This window comes from Reyranella sp. GW821-FHT12G01, from assembly GCF_058806575.1.
Window position 1 is genome coordinate 3,476,610 of sequence record NZ_JBXAPV010000001.1, and the last position, 20,582, is coordinate 3,497,191.

The 20,582-nt window shown below is 67.4% G+C and carries 19 protein-coding genes; 13 read left to right on the forward strand and 6 right to left on the reverse strand.

Annotation, left to right across the window (positions count from 1 at the left end):
- Position 1 precedes the first annotated feature (1 nt).
- From AC1RP5_RS16820 to AC1RP5_RS16830, 3 genes are all read left to right on the forward strand, one after another.
- On the forward strand, positions 2-838 hold the full coding sequence (locus AC1RP5_RS16820; RefSeq protein ID WP_493112365.1) for a carbohydrate ABC transporter permease: 837 nt from the start codon (positions 2-4) through the stop codon (positions 836-838).
- A gap of 110 nt (positions 839-948) precedes the next feature.
- Positions 949-2,154 (forward strand): ABC transporter substrate-binding protein, encoded by a 1,206-nt coding sequence (locus tag AC1RP5_RS16825; protein WP_493112366.1) that lies wholly within the window; start codon positions 949-951, stop codon positions 2,152-2,154.
- 76 nt (positions 2,155-2,230) lie between these two features.
- Positions 2,231-3,019: a phosphodiesterase gene (locus AC1RP5_RS16830; RefSeq protein WP_493112367.1), complete on the forward strand. Its 789-nt coding sequence runs from the start codon at positions 2,231-2,233 to the stop codon at positions 3,017-3,019.
- Here the strand turns inward: AC1RP5_RS16830 and putA are convergent.
- Entirely contained in the window at positions 3,016-6,435 is a 3,420-nt protein-coding gene (gene putA, locus AC1RP5_RS16835; RefSeq protein WP_493112369.1) for a trifunctional transcriptional regulator/proline dehydrogenase/L-glutamate gamma-semialdehyde dehydrogenase, read from the reverse strand. The genes AC1RP5_RS16830 and putA overlap by 4 nt on opposite strands.
- 9 nt (positions 6,436-6,444) lie before the next feature.
- On the reverse strand, positions 6,445-6,849 hold the full coding sequence (locus AC1RP5_RS16840; protein WP_493112371.1) for a VOC family protein: 405 nt from the start codon (positions 6,847-6,849) through the stop codon (positions 6,445-6,447).
- A 101-nt stretch (positions 6,850-6,950) separates the two neighbouring features.
- Between AC1RP5_RS16840 and hrpB the strand changes: the two genes are divergently transcribed.
- Positions 6,951-9,425 (forward strand): ATP-dependent helicase HrpB, encoded by a 2,475-nt coding sequence (gene hrpB / locus AC1RP5_RS16845; protein ID WP_493112373.1) that lies wholly within the window; start codon positions 6,951-6,953, stop codon positions 9,423-9,425.
- A 4-nt stretch (positions 9,426-9,429) separates the two neighbouring features.
- Here hrpB and AC1RP5_RS16850 read toward each other — a convergent pair whose 3' ends face one another.
- Positions 9,430-9,663 carry a DUF2798 domain-containing protein gene (locus AC1RP5_RS16850; RefSeq protein ID WP_493112375.1) on the reverse strand — a complete coding sequence of 78 codons (234 nt, stop codon included), beginning with the start codon at positions 9,661-9,663 and terminating at the stop codon, positions 9,430-9,432.
- Between the two features lie 62 nt (positions 9,664-9,725).
- Here AC1RP5_RS16850 and AC1RP5_RS16855 point away from each other — a divergent pair, with 62 nt between their 5' ends.
- From AC1RP5_RS16855 to AC1RP5_RS16890, 8 genes are all read left to right on the forward strand, one after another.
- A complete protein-coding gene (locus AC1RP5_RS16855; protein ID WP_493112376.1) occupies positions 9,726-11,183 on the forward strand; it encodes an amidase in 1,458 nt (485 codons plus the stop codon).
- 14 nt (positions 11,184-11,197) lie between these two features.
- Positions 11,198-11,725 carry an adenine phosphoribosyltransferase gene (locus AC1RP5_RS16860; RefSeq protein WP_493112378.1) on the forward strand — a complete coding sequence of 176 codons (528 nt, stop codon included), beginning with the start codon at positions 11,198-11,200 and terminating at the stop codon, positions 11,723-11,725.
- A 63-nt stretch (positions 11,726-11,788) separates the two neighbouring features.
- Positions 11,789-12,880: a M14 family metallopeptidase gene (locus AC1RP5_RS16865; RefSeq protein ID WP_493112379.1), complete on the forward strand. Its 1,092-nt coding sequence runs from the start codon at positions 11,789-11,791 to the stop codon at positions 12,878-12,880.
- Positions 12,877-14,691 carry a patatin-like phospholipase family protein gene (locus AC1RP5_RS16870; protein WP_493112381.1) on the forward strand — a complete coding sequence of 605 codons (1,815 nt, stop codon included), beginning with the start codon at positions 12,877-12,879 and terminating at the stop codon, positions 14,689-14,691. Before AC1RP5_RS16865 ends, AC1RP5_RS16870 begins: the two co-directional genes overlap by 4 nt.
- Positions 14,692-14,760: 69 nt before the next feature.
- Positions 14,761-15,141, forward strand: a complete 381-nt coding sequence (locus tag AC1RP5_RS16875) for an ArsR/SmtB family transcription factor (RefSeq protein ID WP_493112382.1) — start codon at positions 14,761-14,763, stop codon at positions 15,139-15,141.
- The gene (locus AC1RP5_RS16880; protein ID WP_493112384.1) at positions 15,122-15,595 is read left to right on the forward strand and encodes an SRPBCC family protein; all 474 of its coding nucleotides are present in this window, start codon (positions 15,122-15,124) and stop codon (positions 15,593-15,595) included. Before AC1RP5_RS16875 ends, AC1RP5_RS16880 begins: the two co-directional genes overlap by 20 nt.
- Positions 15,596-15,622: 27 nt before the next feature.
- Complete coding sequence (locus AC1RP5_RS16885; protein ID WP_493112386.1) at positions 15,623-15,994, forward strand: nuclear transport factor 2 family protein; 372 nt, start codon at positions 15,623-15,625, stop codon at positions 15,992-15,994.
- 13 nt (positions 15,995-16,007) lie between these two features.
- A complete protein-coding gene (locus tag AC1RP5_RS16890; RefSeq protein ID WP_493112388.1) occupies positions 16,008-17,204 on the forward strand; it encodes an MFS transporter in 1,197 nt (398 codons plus the stop codon).
- On the opposite strand, the gene AC1RP5_RS16895 is transcribed toward AC1RP5_RS16890, so the two are convergent.
- A complete protein-coding gene (locus AC1RP5_RS16895; RefSeq protein WP_493112390.1) occupies positions 17,201-17,629 on the reverse strand; it encodes a DUF2000 family protein in 429 nt (142 codons plus the stop codon). The two genes, AC1RP5_RS16890 and AC1RP5_RS16895, sit on opposite strands and share 4 nt — an antisense overlap.
- Before the next feature lie 30 nt (positions 17,630-17,659).
- Here AC1RP5_RS16895 and AC1RP5_RS16900 point away from each other — a divergent pair, with 30 nt between their 5' ends.
- Positions 17,660-18,463 carry an AraC family transcriptional regulator gene (locus AC1RP5_RS16900; protein WP_493112391.1) on the forward strand — a complete coding sequence of 268 codons (804 nt, stop codon included), beginning with the start codon at positions 17,660-17,662 and terminating at the stop codon, positions 18,461-18,463.
- Here AC1RP5_RS16900 and AC1RP5_RS16905 read toward each other — a convergent pair.
- Positions 18,460-19,659 (reverse strand): FAD-dependent oxidoreductase, encoded by a 1,200-nt coding sequence (locus AC1RP5_RS16905; RefSeq protein WP_493112392.1) that lies wholly within the window; start codon positions 19,657-19,659, stop codon positions 18,460-18,462. The genes AC1RP5_RS16900 and AC1RP5_RS16905 overlap by 4 nt on opposite strands.
- 97 nt (positions 19,660-19,756) lie before the next feature.
- On the reverse strand, positions 19,757-20,581 hold the full coding sequence (locus tag AC1RP5_RS16910; protein WP_493112394.1) for an SDR family NAD(P)-dependent oxidoreductase: 825 nt from the start codon (positions 20,579-20,581) through the stop codon (positions 19,757-19,759).
- Between the last annotated feature and the right edge of the window lies 1 nt (position 20,582).

Genomic DNA, 20,582 nt, shown 5'->3' on the forward strand with positions numbered 1-20,582 from the left:
CATGAAACCGGGCGGCTCGATCCTGGGCCACGTGCTGCGCCACCTCGTGCTGATCGCCGGGCTGGTGATCATGCTGACGCCGTTCGTCTGGATGATCTCGACCTCGCTGAAGCCGCCGAACGAGATATTCTCGACCAAGCTCAGCCTGCTGCCGACCAACTGGGCGGCCGCCGAGAACTACGGCAAGGCCTTCACCAAGGTGCCGCTGCTGCGCTACCTGCTGAACGGCGTGATCGTGACCGGCGGCATCTTCCTGCTGCAGCTCGCGGTCTCGCTGCCGGCCGCCTATGCGCTCGCCAAGCTGCGTTTCAAGGGCCGTGACATCCTGTTCACCATGGTGCTGATCGGGCTGATGATCCCGGCCCAGGCGCCGGCCATCCCGCGCTACGTCATGCTCTATGAGGTCGGCCTGCTCGACAGCTACGCCGCCCTCATCGTCCCGTTCGTCTTCTCGGCCTTCGGCATCTTCCTCATGCGGCAGTTCTTCAAGACCGTGCCCGACGACCTGATGCACGCCGCCCGGATCGACGGGCTGGGCGAGTTCGAGATCCTGTGGCGGATCATGCTGCCGCTCGCGATGCCGGCCATGCTGGCCTTCGGCGTGATCTCGATCGTCTCGCACTGGAACGATTTCTTCTGGCCACTGATCGTCATCCAGACCGGCGACCTTGCCACACCCCCTCTGGGTACGCTCTTCTTCCGGAACGAGGAAGCAGGCAGCGACTTCGGCCCGCTGATGGCCGGCACCGTGGTGATCACCGCGCCGCTCGTCCTGCTGTTCCTCGCCGCCCAGCGACGCTTCATCGAGGGAGTTACGCTCAGCGGCATGAAGGGGTGAAAGAAAACGGCAACACAGCCGTGTGACTTAGTGCACATCCAGGGAAGGGAGACAAAATGCGTAGATTTTTGGGGTTGGCGGCACTTGCCGTCGCATTCGCCGGGGGCCCCGTGGCAGCTCAGACCGAGATCACCGTCCAGTACGCGATCCCCGACATCTTCAAGGAGGTGCAGGAGGAGATCGCCAAGCAGTTCATGGCGGCGAACCCGAACATCAAGGTGAAGTTCACCCAGCCGACCAAGGAATACGAGGACGCCACGCAGCAGGTGCTGCGCAACGCCGTCACCGGCCAGCTTCCCGACGTCACGTTCCAGGGCCTCAACCGCCAGCGCATCCTGGCCGACCGCGGCATCGCGCAGCCGCTCGACGGCCTGATCGCCGCCGAGAAGGATTGGGCCAAGGCCGGTTATGACGGCGCGTTGCTGACGCTCGGCCAGGTCAAGGGCAAGCAGTACGGCATGGGCTTCTCGCTCTCGACGCCGATCATCTACTTCAACGCCGACCTGGTGAAGAAGGCCGGCGGCGATCCCGACAACTTCCCCAAGACCTGGGAAGGCATCTTCGCGCTCGCCAAGAAGATCAACGACCCGGCCAACAAGATCACCGGCTTCCATTTCGACTGGGACATCACCGGCAACTGGATGTGGCAGGCCCTCGTCTTCTCGAACGGCGGCACGATGCTGACGGCCGACGAGAAGCAGGTCGCGTTCGACCAGCCGCCGGGCCAGAAGGCGATCGAGACGCTGCGTCTCATGATCACCGACGGCACGATGCGTGACGTGAGCCAGGCGACCTCGCTGCAGGACTTCGTCGCGGGCCGCCTCGGCATCTGGGCGCACTCGACCTCGCGCCTCGGCGGCGTCACCAAGCAGACGCAGGGCGTGTTCCCGCTGCGCACCGCGACCTTCCCGCTGGGCGCCGGCGCCGATTCGCGCCTGCCGGCCGGCGGCAACGTCGCCATGATGCTGTCGAAGGACCCGGCCAAGCAGAAGGCCGCCTGGGAGTACATCAAGTTCGCCACCGGCCCGGTCGGCGCCACCATCATGGTGAAGGGCACCGGCTACTTCCCGGCCAACGCCATCCCGGCCAAGGACCCGAAGATGCTGGGCGACTTCTACGCCCAGAACCCCAACCACCGCGTCGCCATCGGCCAGCTCCCGAGCATGACCGCCTGGTACGCCTTCCCCGGCGAGAACGGCCTCAAGATCACCGACGTGATCAAGGACGACCTCCAGACCGTCGTGAACGGCAGCGCCAAGCCCGCCGACGCGCTGAAGAAGATGACGACGGGAACCCAGGCGCTGCTGCCGAAGTAACGCCGAAAAAAACCTGCGAAACGGAATGGCGGAGCAAGGGATGCCTTGCTCCGCTTTTTCATGTCAGAGTGACGACGTGCAAAAGTTCATCCACATCACCGACACCCATTTCGTGCCGCCGGGCAACCTGCTCTACGGCCTGAACCCGATCGACCGGCTGGCGCTCTGCGTCGCCGACGTGAACCGCAACCACCCGGACGCGGCCTTCGCCATCATCACCGGCGACCTCGCCCACAAGGGCGAGATGGAGGCCTACGCCGCACTGAAGCGCGAGTTCGACAAGCTGGTGATTCCCTATCATCTGCTGGTGGGCAATCACGACGATCGCGAGAATTTCCGCACGACCTTCCCGCAGGCGAAGTTCGACGAGAACGGCTTCGTGCAATACACGGTCGACATGGGCGAGGGCGTGACGGGCATCTGCCTCGACACCAACGAACCCGGCAAGCCTTGGGGCACCTTCTGCGAAAAGCGCGGCGCCTGGCTGAAGGCGACGCTCGATAAGCTCGGCGACAGACCGGTGATGATCTTCATCCATCATCCGCCCTTCAAGGTGCGGCTGAAGCGCATGGACGACATCTCGCTGCTCGACCCGCAGCACTTCATCAAGGCGATCGAGGGCCGGAAAAACATCCGCCACCTGTTCTTCGGTCATCTCCACCGGCCGATCTGCGGCGCCTGGCGCGGCATCCCGCTCTCGACCTTGCGCGCCACCAGCCACCAGGTGGCGCTCGACTTCGTCATCGAGGGCCGCATCGCCGGCAGCCACGAGCCGCCGGCCTATGGCGTCTGCCTGCTCGAGGAAGACCAGATGATCGTGCACATGCACGACTTCCTCGACCGCACGAACACCTTCCTGCTCTAGCCGATCGCCATCAGGCTGGCGTTGCCGCCCGCGGCGGCGGTGTTGAGGCTGAGCGCCACCTCGTCGAACAGCAGGTGGCGCGGATAGGGCGCGACATGGACCGGCACGATGCGGCCGGGCCGCCCAGCCATCCGAACGGCCAGTGCCGTCAGCTCTGCCGAACTTCCGGCAAACAGGACGGCGGCGATGTCTTCGGCCTCACTTGCGGCGACACGGTTGCCGGTCTCGCGCACGAGATCCTGCTGCACCTTCAACGCGACCGGGTCGGACGCGATGCAGAGGATCCCGCCTTTCGGCCGAAGTGCGTAGCTGTTGCGCTCGCCGACCGGCCCGATGAGATCGCCCTCCCGTACTTCGGGCATCGGCCCGGACGACAGCAGGCGATGCACGTAGAGAGGCCCGCCCGCCTTCGGCCCCGTCCCCGACAGGCCGTGGCCGCCGAAAGGCTGCACTCCGACCACGGCGCCGATCATGTTGCGGTTGACGTATTGGTTGCCGGCGTGGCTCGCCGCCGTCGCGCGTTCGATGGTCTCGTCGATGCGGCTGTGCACGCCGAAGGTGAGACCGAAACCGGTCTCGTTCACCGCGCGGATCACGTTCTCCATCTCTTCGCGGGCGTAGCGCAGGACATGCAGCACCGGACCGAAGATCTCTCCGGGCAGATCGGAGATCGCATCGATCTCGATCAGGGTCGGCGCGACGAAGGTTCCGTTCGCGGCCTCTTGCGGCAGCGGTTCCTGATGGACGCGATGACCGGCGGCGCGCATGCGGGCGATGTGATCGAGCAGGCGCTTCTGCGCTTCCGCTGAGATCACCGGCCCGACATCGACCGACAGCCGGTCGGGAACGCCGATGCCCAGTTCGGCCATCGCGCCTTCGAGCAGGGGCACGACCTTGTCGGCGATGTCGTCCTGCAGGCAGAGCACGCGCAGCGCCGAGCAACGCTGGCCCGCTGAATCGAAAGCCGACGTGATCGCATCCATCACGAGCTGCTCGGGCAGCGCTGATGAGTCGACCACCATTGCATTCTGGCCACCGGTCTCGGCGATCAACGGAATAGGCCTTCCCTGGAGGCCAAGACGCCGCGCCAGCGTGCGGTTGATCGATTGCGCCGCTTCGGTCGAGCCGGTGAAGACGACACCCGCCACGGCCGCATGGGCGACCAGGCGCTTGCCGATCTCGCCGTCGCCCGGCGTGAATTGCAAAGCCGACGTCGGCACGCCAGCCTCGTGCAGGATCGCGACGGCGAGGGCTGCGATCAGGGGCGTCTCTTCCGCGGGCTTGGCGACGACGGCATTGCCGGCCGCCAGCGCGCCCGCGACCTGGCCCGTGAAGATCGAGAGTGGGAAATTCCACGGGCTGATGCAGGCCACCAGCCCGAGCGGACGGTGCGTCTCGTTGTCGAATCCTTCGACAGCGTTCGCGTAGTAGCGCAGAAAATCGACGGCCTCCCGCACCTCGCCCACGGCATTGCCGAAGGTCTTGCCGGCCTCGCGCACGATCGGTCCCAGCAGCGACTGCAGCCGCGCCTCCATGAGATCGGCCGCCCGACGCAGGACCGAAGCCCGCTCGGCTGGCGGCGCGGACCAGGACTTGGCGGACGCGCAAGCGTCGTCGACGAGTTCGGGCGCGGCTTCGACGACAGTCCCGACGAGATCGCGGTGGTCCGCGGGATTGCGCACGTCGCGCGCCTGCCCCTGACGCGGACCGTTCGCCAGAAGCGGCGTTGCACGCAGAAGCGTCGACGCGGCTGCCATCAGCTCCGTCGCCAGCGAGGCGAGCACGCCTTCGTTGACCAGATCGAGCCCCCGCGAATTGCGTCGTCCCGGACCGAACAGATCGCGTGGCAAGGCGATCAGCGGGTGCGGTGCGCCGACCGGCGAGAGCGTACGAGCGCGTTCGACGGGGTCGGCCAGCAGCTGCTCGGTCGTCACGTCGGGATCGGCGATCTGGTTCACGAACGACGTGTTCGCGCCGTTTTCGAGCAGGCGGCGCACCAGGTAGGCGAGCAGCGTTTCGTGTGTGCCGACCGGCGCGTAGATGCGGCAGGGCCGGTTGAGCTTGTCACGGCCGACCACCTCTTCGTAGAGCGGCTCGCCCATGCCGTGCAGGCACTGGAACTCGTACTGGCCGGCATAAAAATTCTCGCCGGCCATCGCGTAGATCGTCGCCAGGGTCAGGGCATTGTGCGTGGCGAACTGCGGGAACGCGGCGTCGGGCGCGGACAGCAGCTTGCGCGCGCAGGCGAGGTAGGAAACATCAGTGTGGATCTTGCGCGTGAAGACCGGGAAATCCTCCAGCCCGTCGACCTGGGCGCGCTTGATCTCGGTGTCCCAGTACGCGCCCTTTACAAGACGGATCATCAGCCGGTGATGGCTGCGGCGGCCAAGGTCGATCAGGTGATCGATCACGAAGGCGGCGCGCTTCTTGTAGGCCTGCACCACGAAACCGATGCCGTTCCAGCCTTCGAGCGCGGGATCGAAGCAGAGGCGCTCCAGCAGATCGAGCGAGATTTCGAGCCGGTCGGCCTCCTCGGCGTCGATGTTGACGCCGATATCGTAGTGCCGCGCCAGCACGGCCAGGTCGCGCAAGCGCGGATAGAGCTCGGCATGCACCCTTTCGGCCTGGGCGCGGCCATAACGCGGATGAAGCGCCGAGAGCTTGAGCGAGATGCCGGCGCCTTCGTAAATGCCGCGTCCCGCCGAAGCCTTGCCGATCGCATGGATCGCCTGCTCGTAGGCTAGGCGATAGTGCTCGGCCTGCGCCGCGGTGATCGCCGCCTCGCCCAGCATGTCGTAGGAATAGCGGAAGCCCTCGGCTTCGAAGCGACGGCCATTGGCCAGGGCTTCGTCGATCGTCTGGCCGGCGACGAACTGCTCGCCCATCAGACGCATGGCGATGTTCACACCGCCACGAATCAATGGCTCGCCGCCCTTCGCCAACAGCCGCGTCAGCGCCGCCGAGAGGCTCTTCTCGCTGCTGGTCGCGGTCAGTCGGCCGGTCAGCATCAGGCCCCAGGTCGCGGCGTTCACGAACAGCGACGGGCTTTGGCCGAGATGCGCGCGCCAGTCGCCGCCGCCGATCTTGTCGCGGATCAACGCATCGCGCGTCTCGTCGTCGGGGATGCGCAGCAGCGCCTCGGCGAGGCACATCAGCGCCACGCCTTCCTGGCTCGACAGCGAATATTCGTGGATCAGCCCTTCGACGCCACCCGCCGGCACCTTGGTCCGCAAGGTCTCGACCAGCCGCCGCGCCAGCGCACGCGCTTTGGCCATTGCCGCCGGACCGAGGCTCGCGAGGTCGAGCAGCGGCGGTACGCACTCAGGCTCGGGACGCCGATAGGCGGCCGTGATCGCCGCGCGCAACGGCGTTTGTGGGTGCAGGGAACGGGCGAAGGTGTCGAATGGCGCGGTCATGCCCGGTCTCTATTTGTAGGAAGAAACCTCGATCAGGTTGCCATCGGGGTCGCGACAATAGACCGAGACGATCGTCCCCATCGCCCCGCTCTTCTCGCCCGGCCCCTCTTCGATCGCCACGCCGCAGCTCCGGAAATGGTCGGCCACCGCCTGCGGCGTCGACGAGGTCAGAAAGCAGAGATCGTCGCTGCCGGGCGCAATCGTCTTGCCCGTGAACCATTGCTTCTGTGTGGCGGTCTCGGGTCGGAGGTTGATCTTCTGGCGGCCGAAATGCATCGACGTGACGCGATGACCGGGCCGCGGCTCGGTGACCTTGCGCGTCATGCCCAGCACACGTTCGTACCAGGCGGCGGCGACCTCCACGTCCCGCACGTTCATCACGAGATGATCCAGGGCCTCGACGATAACAGCCATTGCACGACCTCCCTGCAGACACGGCTTGGCACCGGCACCGCGCGGCCATATTAGATCGTCCGCGCCGACATGGTTACCGAGACAAGCCGCAGGGAGCCAGAGTGAACCCGGTCGTCCTTCCCGTCGACGAGGCGTTGCCGCGACTGCGCGCCGCGTTGGAGGCAAGCAACGCCGCCGTACTGGTCGCGCCGCCGGGCGCCGGCAAGACGACGCGCGTGCCGCTGGCGCTGCTCGATGCGCCCTGGCTGGGGGACCGCAAGATCCTGATGCAGGAGCCGAGGCGGCTGGCCGCGCGTGCCGCCGCCCGCCGCATGGCGGAGTCGCTGGGCGAAGCGGTCGGCGAGACGGTCGGCTATCGCGTGCGCTTCGACACGAAGGTCGGGCCGCACACCCGCATCGAGGTTGTCACCGATGGACTGTTCCTGCGCCTGCTTCAGGACGACCCCTCGCTCGACTCCGTGGGTTGCGTGATCTTTGACGAGCTGCACGAGCGCGGCCTGGAGACCGACCTCTCCTTTGCTCTGGTGCGTGAGGCGCAGACGGCGCTGCGCGAGGACCTGCGCGTCGTCGCCATGTCGGCGACACTCGATCCCGGCCCGGTATCGGCACGGCTGGGCGGCGCGACGGTGATCGAGAGTGCCGGCCGCATGTTCCCCGTCGACACGCGCTATCTCGACCGCGAGCCCGCCGGCCGCCTTGAAGACGGCGTCGCTGCCGCCGTGCGTCGCGCGCTCGCCGAGGAAACCGGCAGTGCGCTGGTCTTCCTGCCGGGCGTCGGCGAAATCCGCCGCGTTGAGGAGCGACTGCAGGGAACGGGTCCAGAGGTCGACGTGGCACCGCTCTACGGCGACCTCTCGCCCGCCGACCAGGATCGTGCCATCGCGCCCTCCTCGCCGGGGCGTCGCAAGGTCGTGCTCGCCACCTCGATCGCCGAGACCAGCCTCACCATCGAGGGCGTGCGCATCGTCATCGACAGCGGCCAGATGCGCGTTCCGAAATTCTCTCCGCGCTCGGGCATGACGCGCCTCGAAACCGTGCGCGTCAGCCAGGCCTCGGCAGATCAGAGGCGCGGCCGCGCCGGGCGCCTCGAGCCCGGCATCTGCTACCGGTTGTGGCCGGAGGAATCGCAGCGCGGCCTGCTGCCCTTCACGCCGCCGGAAATCCTCGACGCCGACCTGGCGCCGCTGGCGCTCGAACTGGCGGCCTGGGGCACCAGCGATGCCGCCAGCCTGCCCTGGCTCACGCCGCCGCCCGCCGCATCGCTTGCCACCGCAAGGACGCTGCTGGCCGACCTCGGCGCGATCGACGGCAAGGGCGCCATCACGCAGCACGGCCGCGCGATGGTTCGGCTCGGTCAGCATCCGCGCATCGCCCATCTCGTCCTGAAAGGGCGCGAGCTGGGACAGGGAAGGGTCGCCGCGCTTCTGGCTGCGATCCTGGGCGAACGCGATTTCCTGCGCCTGCCCCCCGGCCAGCGCGACGCCGACCTCCGTCACAGGGTCGACATCGCCTTGAGCGGTCGGCGCGACGGCACGCTGCGCCTGATCCAGGAGGCTGCACGCCGCCTGATGCCGCGCGACTCAAATGGCGAGCGGCCGGACATCTCGATGACCGGCCCCCTGCTGGCCTTGGCCTATCCCGATCGCATCGGCCGACGTCGTCTCGGTACGACCGGACGTTACCTGCTGTCGGGCGGGCGCGGCGCCGCGTTGCCGGAGGGCGATCCGATGGCAAACGAGGAATTCCTCGTCGTCGCCGATCTCGACGGGTCCGCTCAGGAGTCGCGCATCTTCCTCGCCGCTCCGATCACGGCGGCGGAGATCGAGGAGCTGTACGCCGATCGCATCGTCGACGAGCAGGCCGTTCAGTGGAGCGCCCGCGACGGTGCGGTGCTGGCGCGGCAGCGCCGGCGGCTGGGCGCGCTCCTGCTGGAGGACAAGCCGCTCGCCCGGCCCGACGCCGACAAGACGCGCGACGCGATGCTCGATGGCATCCGCCAGCTCGGGCTCGGGGCGCTGCCCTGGGGCGACGATCTCGCGCGCTGGCGCGAACGCGTCGGCTTCCTGCGCCGACATGTCGGCGAGGATTGGCCCGACCTTTCCGATGCGGCGCTTCTCGCGTCGCTGTCCGACTGGCTGGGCCCTTATCTCGAAGGAGCGTCGCGCCGGGATCATCTGACGCGCATCGATCTCAGCGCCGCGCTCAGGGCGCTGGTGCCATGGGAAAAGCAGCGCGAAGTCGACCGGCTGGTGCCGACGCATGTCGAGGTGCCGAGCGGATCACGGGTGGCGATCGATTATGCCAATCCCGACGAGCCGACGTTGTCGGTCCGCCTGCAGGAGATGTTCGGCCTCACCGAGACCCCGCGCATCGCCGGCGGCAAGGTGCCGCTCACCATCCACCTGCTCTCGCCCGCAAGGCGGCCGGTGCAGGTGACGCGCGATCTCGCAAGCTTCTGGGCCAATGGTTACAAAGCCGTGAAATCAGAACTGAAGGGCCGCTATCCGCGTCACTACTGGCCGGACGATCCGCTGGTCGCCGAACCGACCGCCCGCGCGCGGCCTAGGCCTCGCTAAAACGCTACCGGGTCTCGATCAGGCGCGACAGCAGGCGCCGCATCAGCGGCATCAGGAACAGCATGGTCGGGAACGCGACCATCCAGGACGCCATCCACGATTCCATCCAGCGCGCGGTCATGCCCGTCTCGAATCCGATCGCCCGGATCGTGGCGATGCCTGAGACGATGAAGGTCATCACGAAGGTCAGCGCCAGCGGCATGGCGATGTGCATCGTTCGGGCGGGGAGTTTCTTCACGGCGGGCCGGACAATATGGTACGGGCTTAGACCTCGTCCATCCCCCTTGCGGAAGCCCTCCCATGTCCCTCGCCCTCCCGTTCCAGACCGCCAAGCAGCTCGCCGCTGCGGTCCGGAAGAAGAAGATCGGCTGCCTGGAACTGCTCGACCTCTACCTGAAGCGGGTCGAGGCCTATAACCCCGAGCTCAACGCCATCATCGCGACCGACATCGAGGGCGCCCGCAAGCGCGCCAAGGCGGCCGACCGGGCCGTCCGGGCCGGCAAGAAGCTGGGACCGCTGCACGGCGTGCCCATGACGATCAAGGAATCCTTCGACGTCGCGGGCTTCCCCACGACCTGGGGCGATCCCGCCTTCAAGGACAGCGTCGTCGCGCAGAATTCGCTCGTTACACAGCGCATGATGGATGCCGGCGTCACCCTGTTCGGCAAGACCAACGTGCCGCTGAACCTCGCCGACTGGCAGAGCTACAACGAGGTCTACGGCTCGACCAACAATCCCTGGGATCTCGGCCGCACGCCGGGCGGTTCCTCGGGCGGCTCGGGCGCAGCGCTCGCCGCTGGCCTGACCGGCATCGAGGCGGGCAGCGACATCGGCGCCTCGATCCGCAACCCCGCACATTACTGCGGCGTCTGGGGTCACAAGCCGAGCTGGGGCGTGGTCTCGCCCAAGGGCCACGCGCTGGCCGGCGCCGTTGCCTACGGCGACATCGGCGTCGTCGGCCCGCTGGCCCGCGGCGCGGAGGATCTCGAGATTGCGCTCACCGCGATGGCCGGTCCCGATTCGATCGACGGCCGTGGCTGGACGCTGAACCTGCCGCGTTCGAAGAAGACCAAGCTGCGCGACTTCAAGGTGGCGGTGCTGCTGACCGATCCCAACGCCGAGGTCGACGACTCGGTGCAGGAGCAGATCTCCAAGCTCGCCGCATTCCTCGCCAAGAACAAGGTCAAGGTGAGCGACAAGGCGCGGCCTGCCATCGACACGGTCGAGCTGAACGACGTCTACATCCGCCTGCTGCGCGCGGCGACGTCGGCCCGCATGAGCGACGCGGTCTACGAGCAGGCCGTGAAGGACGCGGCCAGCTTCGCCGGCGACGACATGAGCTACTTCGCCCAGATGCAGCGCGGCAATTCGCTGCCGCATCGCACCTGGCTGCAGCTGAACGAGAAGCGCCACAAGATGCGCTGGGCCTGGGATGCGTTCTTCCAGGACTACGACCTGATGCTCTGCCCGGTCGCCGTGACCGCGGCCTTCCCGCACGACCAGGCGGGCCTGCGCCACAAGCGCACGATCGTCGTCAACAACAAGCAGGTGCCGGTGGTCGACCAGATCTTCTGGGCGGGCTACTCGGGCGTCACCTGGCTGCCCTCGACGGCCGCTCCGATCGGCCAGAGCAAGGATGGCCTGCCGATCGGCGTGCAGATCATCGGCCGGCAGTACGGCGACTACGAATGCATCCAGTTCGCCAAGCTGCTCGAGAAAGAATATCGCGGCTTCGAGCCGCCGCCGGCCTATAGCTGAGAGCGGGCAACAGAATGCATAACGACATCGACCTCAAGAAGCACATCCGCTCGATCCCCGACTTCCCCAAGCCGGGCATCCTCTTCTACGACATCTCGACCCTGCTCGCGCATCCCAAGGCGTGGCACACGACGGTCGAGCGGCTGGCCGATCTCATCCGGCCGCACAAACCCGACATGCTGGCGGGTATCGAATCGCGCGGCTTCCTGCTGGCGGCGCCACTCGCCCTCGCTCTGGGCACCGGCTTCGTGATGATGCGCAAGCAAGGCAAGTTGCCCGGCGACAAGGTGCGTCACACCTATGATCTGGAGTACGGCACCGACACGATCGAGATCCAGCAGGACGCCGTGCACAAAGGCGCGCGCGTCGTGCTGGTGGACGACCTGCTGGCAACCGGCGGGACCATGGGCGCGGCCGTGCACCTGCTGGAAAGCGTCGGCGCCGTCGTGCCTGCTTGCGCGGTCATCATGGAGCTCACCTTCCTCAACGGTCGCAAGAAACTGAAGCCGCCGGTCGAAACCCTGCTGCAGTACGACAGCTAGGGGGCATCGCCACCGCTTTCCGCCCCCCCGACAAACCGGCTAGCATGCGGGTGGGAGGAATAGATGTTTTCAGTTTCCGAGTGCTTCTCTGAAACCTATGCCGAGGCGCGGCCCAAGTTCTGCGGCGCCGCGGCGGCTGCCGGCGGGGCGCTGCGGTCCTGGCTCAATCCCAAGGCGCGCGGCCCCAACGGCGAAGCGCTCTTTCTCGACACCGCGCGGTTCGGCCCAGCCGACGCCGAGAACATGCTGGTGCTGATCGCCGGCACGCACGGCGTCGAAGGCCATTGCGGTTCGGGCGCCGAGATCGCCTGGATGCGTTCGGGCGGGCCCGCGAATCTGCCGAAGAACACTGGCGCCCTGCTGATCCACGCCCTCAATCCCTACGGCTTTGCGTGGACGCGCCGCGTCACCGAAGACAATGTCGATCTCAACCGCAACTTCGTCGACCACGACAAGGGCTATCCGAACAACGAGGGCTATCTCGCCATCGCCGATGCGGTGCTGCCCAAGACCTGGGACCAGGCAAGCACGGCCGAGACGGAACGCGTGTTCGCGGCCTATGCCCAGAAGCATGGCGCCTTCGGACTGCAGGGCGCGATCAGCGGCGGCCAGTACAGCCATCCCGACGGCATCTTCTTCGGCGGCACCACGCCGACCTGGAGCAACCGCACCGTGCGCGCGATCGCCCGCGAGGAACTCTCGCGCGCCAAGCGCGTCGGCATCATCGACTTCCACACCGGCCTCGGTCCGTTCGGCCATGGCGAACTGATCTGCGCGGTGTCGCCCGCCGCCAAGTCGTTCGCCCGATCCAAGGCCTGGTACGGCGACGAGCTGACCTCACCCGAAAGCGGCACCTCGACCTCGGCCGTGGTGGTCGGCGTCATGACCGACGCCTTTCCACAGGAACTGCCCGATGCGGAAGTCACGCCGGTCGCGCTGGAGTACGGCACCTACACGGTGTCCGAAGTGCTGACGGCCGTGCGCGCCGACAACTGGGTCCATCATCGCGGCGATCTCGGCTCGGCGCAGGGCCGCGCCCTCAAGGCCGACATGAAGGAGCGGTTCTTCCCCGCCGGCGACAAGTGGCGCGAGATGGTGTGGGCGCGCGCCGACCAGACGATCGGCTGGGCGCTGAAGGGCATGGCCGGGGGATGAGCCTCGTCGAGCCGAGCGAGGATACGGCGCGGCTGCGTCTGCAGAAGGTCCTGCACCAGACGCCGCTATTCTCCGACCTCGATCCCGAAGCCTTGAAGGCTGTCGAGCGCGAGCTCACGCTGATGGTGCTTCCCGGCGGTGCACCACTGTTCCGGGCCGGCGAACCGGCCGACGCCGTCTATGTCGTGACCAGCGGCTGCCTCGGCGTGTTCCGCCACGAAGCCGAAAGCGACGCACGCGAACCGGTGCTGATCGCCGAGGTGCCGCCGGGCAACCTGGTCGGCGAGATGTCGCTGCTGTCGCAGGGCAAGCGCACGCGCAGCGTCGCGGCGCTGCGTGACAGCGAGGTCTGGCGCCTGGCGCAGAACCGCTTCAACGCGCTCACCTCGCACCATCCCGAGGTTCTGCCGGCACTGATGCGCAGCGTGGTCGCGCGCAATGCCCAGGACACCGGCAAGCGCCGCCGCCAGCCCAGGACCTTCGCGATCCTGCCGAGCGGTCCCGACGTGGCATCGGCCCGCTTTGCCGTGATGCTGGCCGACGCGCTGGGCCGCATCGGCAACCAGGTCCAGATGCTGGGGCCGGAATCGGTCGACGAGGAACCGGAATGGTTCGCGCGCTGCGAGATGGAATCGTCGTTCGTCCTCTATCGAGCCGACCCGACCCTGACGCCGTGGACCGAACTCTGCCTGCGCCAAGCCGACTGCCTGGTCGTCATCCGCAACGCCGACAACGACGTCCCGACCAAGCTGCCGTTCGAGATCGAGACGGCGCAGAGCGGCGCGGTGTTCCATCGCCGCCGCGAACTCGTGTTGCTGCATGAAGGCCACGACCCCAGCCCCGGCTCCACGGCGCCGCTGCTGGCGGGTGGCCTCTACGGCAACCATCATCACGTCCGGCTCGACATCCATTCCGACATCGATCGGCTGGCCCGGCTGCTCACCGGCCATGCCGTGGGCGTGGTAATGGCCGGCGGCGGCGCGCGCGCCTTCACCCATATCGGCGTGGTCAAGGCGCTGCGCAAAAGTGGCGTGCCGATCGACCTGGTGGGCGGCACCAGCATGGGCGCCATCGTCGCCGCGGGCGTCGCCTCGCGCTGGAGCGACGAGGAACTCGACGCACGCTTCCGCCGCGCCTTCGTCGACAACAATCCGCTCAGCGACTACACGGTGCCGCTGATCGCCCTGTTCTCCGGCCGGCGGGTCACGCGCCTCCTGCGCGCCGCGTTCGGCGAGAAGGACATCGAGGACCTGATCCTCCCCTTCTATTGCATGACCGCCAACCTCACGACCTCCAATGCCGACATCCACACCGTCGGACGGCTGTGGCGCTGGCTGCGTGCATCGGTGGCGATTCCCGGCGTGATGCCACCCTTCAACGAGGCCGGCGAAGTCCATGTCGATGGCGGCGTGATCGACAACTTTCCGGTGCGCGCCATGCGCCGGTTGGGCCGTGGTGTCACCATCGGCGTCGACATCGACACGGGCGGCGCCCTGGCCGCGGGTGCCGGCGTCATGGAGCCCTGGTCGGCCTGGCAGTTCTTCCGTCGCCTGGTCTGGAAGCGCAACGAGACACTGCCCATCCCCTCGATCGTGCGCATCCTGCTGCGCTCGGCGCTGGTCGCCAGCACGTCCCGCGCCGCCCACGATCGTAACGCGGCAGAACTGCTGATCGTGCCGCCCATGACCCATATCGACCTGCTCGACTGGACGAGCTTCGACGCGGCGATCGAGCTCGGCTACCGCACGACCATGGAGGGGCTGGAGAAAGCCCGCACGCTGCCGATCGGAGCGCGCCTGTTCCTGTCGTGACCGGTCGGCTTGACAGAGAACCGCCAACCGCTTCTATTTTACCCAACGGTTAATAAATAGAATGCGCCCATGTCCCCTGCCGACGATCGCCTGACCGCCACCTTTTCCGCCCTCGCCGATCCGACACGGCGGGCGATCCTGGCCCGCCTGACCCTGGGCGAGACAACGGTCGGCGACCTCGCCGAGCCTTTCGACATGTCGCTGCCGGCAATCTCCAAGCATCTCAAGGTGCTGGAGCGGGCCGGACTGATCGCGCGCGGCCGCGACGCCCAGCGACGGCCCTGTCGTCTCGCCGCCGAGCCGCTGCACGAGATCTCGGACTGGGTCGCGACCTACCAGCGCTTCTGGGAACAACGGCTCGACCGGCTGGAAGCGTATCTGCAGCAGGCCCAGACGGCCGCTCCTTCGCCCCGGAAGAGGAAACGCACAGATGCCCGCAAGAGCAAGTGAATCGACCTTTCCGGCGCTCCGCCAGTTCACCCTGAATCGCGTGCTGGAGGCGCCGCGCACCCTGGTCTTCCGCGCCTTCATCGAGCCCGAGCGCATGAAGCTGTGGTGGGCGCCGCATGGCTTCCACATCCTGTCCTGTGCGCTCGACCTGCGCGAGGGCGGTGCGTGGCGCATGCGGATCCAGTCCGACGAGACCGGCGCCGTCCAGACCGAGGTCGGCACCTATGTCGAGATTTCCGAGCCCGACCGCCTCGTCTTCACCCACGCCTGGGTGCGCGCCAACGGGACGTTGACGCCGACCACTCTCGTCACGGTGACGTTCGCCGAGCATGATGACGGAACGGAAGTTGCCTTCACCCAGTCCGACTTCCATTCGCCGGAATTCTGCCGGTCGCACGAGGAAGGCTGGAGCCAATCCCTGGAACAACTCACCAAATACGCTCCACGCATGTGAAGCGCTAAAGCAAGACGGAGGAAGATCGTGGCGGACGATATGGCGGCGCGGCATCTCGCGACCTTGGAAGAACTCAACCACAACTACGTGCGATCGGTCGATCAGGCCGACGTTCGCTGGTTCGACCAGCATCTGTCGGACGACTTCCTCAATACCAACCCCGACGGCGCGTTGATCGACCGTGCGGCGTTCCTGGCGCAGATCGGCCGTGGCTCCCCCGTCAAGGACATCCGCGAGCACGACGTAAAGATCCAGTTTCTCGGCACCTTCGCTATCATCCACGCCCGCACCAGCTACACCAAGCCCGACGGCAGCAAGGGCGGCGGTTGGTACACCGACGACTGGCAGCTCCGGCCGGAGGGCTGGCGCTGCGTCTCCGCCCACGTCAGCCGCTCCTGAACGCCGCCCGCTTATGTCCGTGATCCCGGCCGCCGATACGTCGCCGGCGGCGTGGCGTGTGGTCTTCGCCTGCTTCGTGGCAGCCGTGTTCGCCTGGGGTTTCGGCTTCTATGCCCACGGCATCTATCTCGTCGAACTGCAGCGGGAGCACGGCTGGTCGACGGGTTTCATCTCGTCGGTCGTCACCGCGCACTATGTGCTGGGCGCCCTGCTGTTGCCGCGCATCGCCGAAGCCATCGCCCGCTTCGGTCCGCGCACCGTGTTCCTGGCGGGCCTTTCGATCACCACCGTTTGCCTGCTGCTGCTGCCGTCGATCAGCGAGCCCTGGCAGCTCGTCGTGCTCTACATCGCCATGGCGCCGGGCTGGAACGCGACCAGCGTGGCACCGATCGCCGCGACGGTCGGGCAATGGTTCGACCGCAAGCGCGGCCTTGCCCTCAACCTGGCGCTGAGCGGCGCCACAGTGGCCGGTCTCGTCGTCACGCCCGTGCTTCTCGCCGCCATTCCCGACCTGGGGTTCGCCAACGCCGAGCGGCTGCTGGTGGCCATCGGCATCGTGCTGGCCGCCGGCACGGTGGCGCTGTTCGTGCGCAGGGGCCCACTGTCGCCCAAGCGCACGACGGCCCGACCGAACCGGTTGGCGCCACTCCGTCAGTGGCACTTCTGGAGCATCTCGGCGCCCTTCGCGTTCGTCCTGCTCTCCCAGGTCGGCTTCCTCACCCACCTGGTGCCGCTGGTGACCGCACGTTCGGCGGGCGGCGGTCCGGTGCTCGATCCGGCGCTGGCGGTCGGCATCAACGCCGTGATGGCATTGGTCGGGCGCATCGTGCTGGGGCTGGTCATCGACCGGCTCGAACCGCGCCGCGCCTCGGCGATCTGCTTCCTGGTACAGGTCGGCGCCATCGCCGTGCTGGCCTATGCCGTCGCTCCGCTCGCAGTCTATGGCGCCTGCGCGGTCTACGGCTTTTCCGTCGGCAACAACATCACCCTGTCGCCGATGATCGTGCAGCGCGAATACACGGCCGATCAGTTCCCAGCGATCGTCGCGCTCTCGACCGCCGTCGTGCAGACCCTCTACGCCTTCGGCCCCGGTTTGCTGGGCGTCCTGCGCGACCTGTCGGGCGGCTATGGCGTGCCGCTGGTGGTCTGCATGGGCCTCAACGTCGCGGCCGCAGTCCTGATCCTGATGCGCTCGCGACGGGTGGCCTAGGACAGGAACTTCAGCCCGTTGACCACCTTGTCGATCGTCTTGCGCGGGCCATGCACGCCGATGCCGACGAAATTCATCGCATCGACCGGTGCCGCCGCCACCGCGGCGCGGTTGTCCGCGTCGTTGGTCGTGGTGAACATCGGCTCGATGTAGATCGCGGGCACCAGTTCGCGCGAGAGCGCGCGCTGGTGGGTTCGCTGCAGCTCTTCCAGTGTGGCGCCGTAGACGAACATCGGCTCACGGATCAGCGCGGTATAGGCCCGTCCGCTGGCGTCGCGATAAGGTTCGCCCATCAGATGGGCATGGGTGCCGGCAAGGCCACCCGCCAGGAAGGCCGACACATTGGCCATCTGCCAGGCGGCCAGGTCCTTGCGCAGGATCAGGGCTGTCTTGGTTTCATAGATCATGCCGCCCATATGGGGCATGCTAGGCCCCATCGTCTTGAACATTCGTGCATGAACGCCGACCAGATCCGCCTCGACCGACCGGCCGCCGGCCTGCAACGCCTCGAAGCGCGCTTCGGCGGTCATGCCTACGACCTGCACCGGCACGAGACCTACGGCATCGGCCTCACCCTCTATGGCGTACAGCAGTTCCATTATCGCGGCAGCCTGCGAGCGAGCCGCGCCCGGCAGGTGCTGATCCTGCATCCCGACGAGGCCCATGACGGCCATGCCGGCGAAGGCGGTGCCTTCGCCTATCGCATGCTCTATCTCGACCCTGCGGCGATCTCGCTGGCGCTGGACGGCGCGTCCCCGCCCTATGTCGCGGAGGCCGTCGCTCGCGACGAAGCCACGGCGCGCGTCATCGAGGAAGCGTTCGTGGATTTTCCGCAACCGCTCGAACCGTTGGCCGTCGACGGCATGATCAGCCGCCTGGCCGATGTGCTGGCGCGACGCGGTGACGGCGGCCCCCGCCCGCCGCGCGGCCGGATCGCGCTGAAGGCGGCCTCGCGCGCCCGCGAATTCCTGATGGCCGAATCGCATCGCGTCGTGGGCTCCGACGAACTCGAGAAGATCAGCGGCCTCGATCGCTTCACCCTGGCTCGCCACTTCCGGGCCGCGTTCGGCACGTCGCCGCATCGCTTCCAGGTCGGCCAGCGATTGCGGCGCGCGCAGGAGATGATCGTCGAGGGCAACGCGCTGTCGGAAGTCGCCGCCGCAGCGGGCTTTGCCGACCAGAGCCATCTCACGCGGCACTTCTCCGCCCGCTTCGGCGTCACCCCCGGAAGGTGGGCCTCCCTGTCGCGCCGAGCCTAGAGCGGATACCGACCGTCAGCGTCGAGCGAATCGGTCGACAGCCAGCCGCGCCTCAGGCCGGCCAGGATGGTCGTCATCATCGGCCGCACGAAAGGTGCCTGGCAGGCATGGCGCATCGTGAGGTCCCGCAGCACGCCCAACACCTGGCCCTCCGACTGGAAGAACGGCGTCAGCAAATGGCTGGCGCTCCGGTAGAAGCGGCTGGGCGGTCCGCGCCGGCGCGCGAACAGGTCCAGCGCCTGGGCGAGGTCGCCGGCTTCGGCGAGGCTGCGGCCGAGCGCGTGGGCGTCGCGCAGGCCGAGGTTCGCGCCCTGCCCGAGTTGCGGACTCGTGCCGTGCGCGGCGTCGCCCATGAGCAGCACCGGGCCTTCGTTCCAGCGCGGCAGGGACACGTGCCGGTAGGTCGCGCGCGAGAAATCCGCGCCGCTAACCGCGTCCTCGATGACCGATGCCGCTTCCGGCCATAGCCACAGCGCCTGGTCGAGCATCGCCGCCAGATCGATCGGCCGGTCGGCCGCCAGGTCGGCGGCGGGCAGGCTCCAGAACATCGTGAGCTTGTCGGATGCCACGGGCAGGATACCCATCATCATCGTGGAGCCGGCGAAACGCTGTCGCAGGAGGCGCGGCGCGCCGAAGGACTGGGTGTCGGCAACGGTCGTCCACACACAGCCCCACGGGTAGAGCGGCGCCCGGGCGCCCGGCATCACGCGGTCGCGCAGCATCGAATGCGCGCCATCGGCGACGATCAGCAGATCGAACGGGCCATGCCGGCCGCCCTTCTGATCGATGGCGACCGCCCGCGCGCCCTCGCGCGCGATGTCGAGGACCTCCACACTGGTGGCCAGGCGAGCGCCCGATGCCAGCAGCCGGCGGTGCAACAGGTCGAACAGGACCGAGCGGCGGATTCCCAATCCGAAGGCGGCTGGATGCAGGTCGGCATAGGCGAGGTGGAGTACCGGCCTTCTCTTGTGGCTCTCGCCGTACAACCCATCGATCCGCGCACCGGCTGCCAGCGCGTCCTGCTCGAGGCCGAGCGTGCGCAGTACGGCAAGACCGGTGGGTTGCAGAAGAAGGCCCGCGCCCACGGGACGCGGCCGGTCGAAGCGTTCGAGCACCGTGACGCGATGGCCGGACTCGGCAAGGAAGCTCGCCGCGGCCTGTCCTGCAACACCGCAGCCCACGATACCGATTTCCAAGGATCCCACCCCCATGTGCCATCCTAGCCGGGAAGCGCACACAAAGAAAAAGGGTGGCCCACGGGCCACCCTTCATCCGTCAGTCGTCAAACAGTGATCAGAGGCCGCCGTTCACGACCAGGCACTGGCCACTGACATAGTCGCTGTCGGGGCTGCAGAAGAGATAGACGGAGCCCGCCGCTTCCTCGGGCAGGCCGCCGCGTCCCAGCGGGATCATCTGGTTCATGGCAGCGATTCGACCGCCCTGGACGCCGATCTTGACCTTGCGGCCCTGGACCTCGATCTCGCCGGCCTCGCCCTGGGAGAGCGGCTTGGTGAGGCGCGTCTGGATGTAGCCGAAGGCCACGGCGTTGACGGTGACGTCGTAGCGGCCGAATTCCTTGGCCAGCGTCTTGGTGAGACCGACGATGCCCGCCTTGCCTGCCGAGTAGTTCGACTGTCCGGCATTGCCGTTGACGCCCGAGGTCGAGGAGATGTTCACGACCTTGCGCACGACCCGCTTGCCCTCGGCACGCTCCTTCTCGACGGCCTGCCGGAAATGCTGCTGGAAGGCGCGCAGGACGCGGAACGGCGCCGTCAGATGGACGTCGAGAATGGCGTACCACTGCTCGTCGCTCATCTTCTGGATGACCGAGTCCCAGGTGTAGCCGGCATTGTTCACCACGACGTGGCAGTCGCCGAACGCGTCGATGGCCGTCTTGACGATGCGATCGCCGAAGTCGGGCTTGGCGACGTCGCCGTTGCAGGCCACCGCCTTGCCGCCCATCTTGATGATCTCGGCGACAGTCTCCTGTGCCGGTGCATCGTCGATGTCGTTGATCACGACGCTCGCGCCGTCGCGCACCAGGCGCAACGCGATCTCCTTGCCGATGCCGCGTCCCGAACCGGTGACGATCGCCACCTTGCCATCCATCTGACCCATG

What these genes read in the sequence shown, in the direction of transcription:
- AC1RP5_RS16840 (WP_493112371.1), bottom strand. Translation starts at nt 6,849, where the DNA reads ATGGCTGTTATCGTCGAGGCCCTGGATCATCTCGTGATGAACGTGCGG.
- AC1RP5_RS16820 (WP_493112365.1), top strand. Translation starts at nt 2, where the DNA reads ATGAAACCGGGCGGCTCGATCCTGGGCCACGTGCTGCGCCACCTCGTG.
- putA (WP_493112369.1), bottom strand. Translation starts at nt 6,435, where the DNA reads ATGACCGCGCCATTCGACACCTTCGCCCGTTCCCTGCACCCACAAACG.
- AC1RP5_RS16895 (WP_493112390.1), bottom strand. Translation starts at nt 17,629, where the DNA reads ATGCCCCATATGGGCGGCATGATCTATGAAACCAAGACAGCCCTGATC.
- AC1RP5_RS16860 (WP_493112378.1), top strand. Translation starts at nt 11,198, where the DNA reads ATGCATAACGACATCGACCTCAAGAAGCACATCCGCTCGATCCCCGAC.
- AC1RP5_RS16875 (WP_493112382.1), top strand. Translation starts at nt 14,761, where the DNA reads ATGTCCCCTGCCGACGATCGCCTGACCGCCACCTTTTCCGCCCTCGCC.
- AC1RP5_RS16890 (WP_493112388.1), top strand. Translation starts at nt 16,008, where the DNA reads ATGTCCGTGATCCCGGCCGCCGATACGTCGCCGGCGGCGTGGCGTGTG.
- AC1RP5_RS16865 (WP_493112379.1), top strand. Translation starts at nt 11,789, where the DNA reads ATGTTTTCAGTTTCCGAGTGCTTCTCTGAAACCTATGCCGAGGCGCGG.
- AC1RP5_RS16900 (WP_493112391.1), top strand. Translation starts at nt 17,660, where the DNA reads ATGAACGCCGACCAGATCCGCCTCGACCGACCGGCCGCCGGCCTGCAA.
- AC1RP5_RS16855 (WP_493112376.1), top strand. Translation starts at nt 9,726, where the DNA reads ATGTCCCTCGCCCTCCCGTTCCAGACCGCCAAGCAGCTCGCCGCTGCG.
- AC1RP5_RS16910 (WP_493112394.1), bottom strand. Translation starts at nt 20,581, where the DNA reads ATGGGTCAGATGGATGGCAAGGTGGCGATCGTCACCGGTTCGGGACGC.
- AC1RP5_RS16880 (WP_493112384.1), top strand. Translation starts at nt 15,122, where the DNA reads ATGCCCGCAAGAGCAAGTGAATCGACCTTTCCGGCGCTCCGCCAGTTC.
- AC1RP5_RS16870 (WP_493112381.1), top strand. Translation starts at nt 12,877, where the DNA reads ATGAGCCTCGTCGAGCCGAGCGAGGATACGGCGCGGCTGCGTCTGCAG.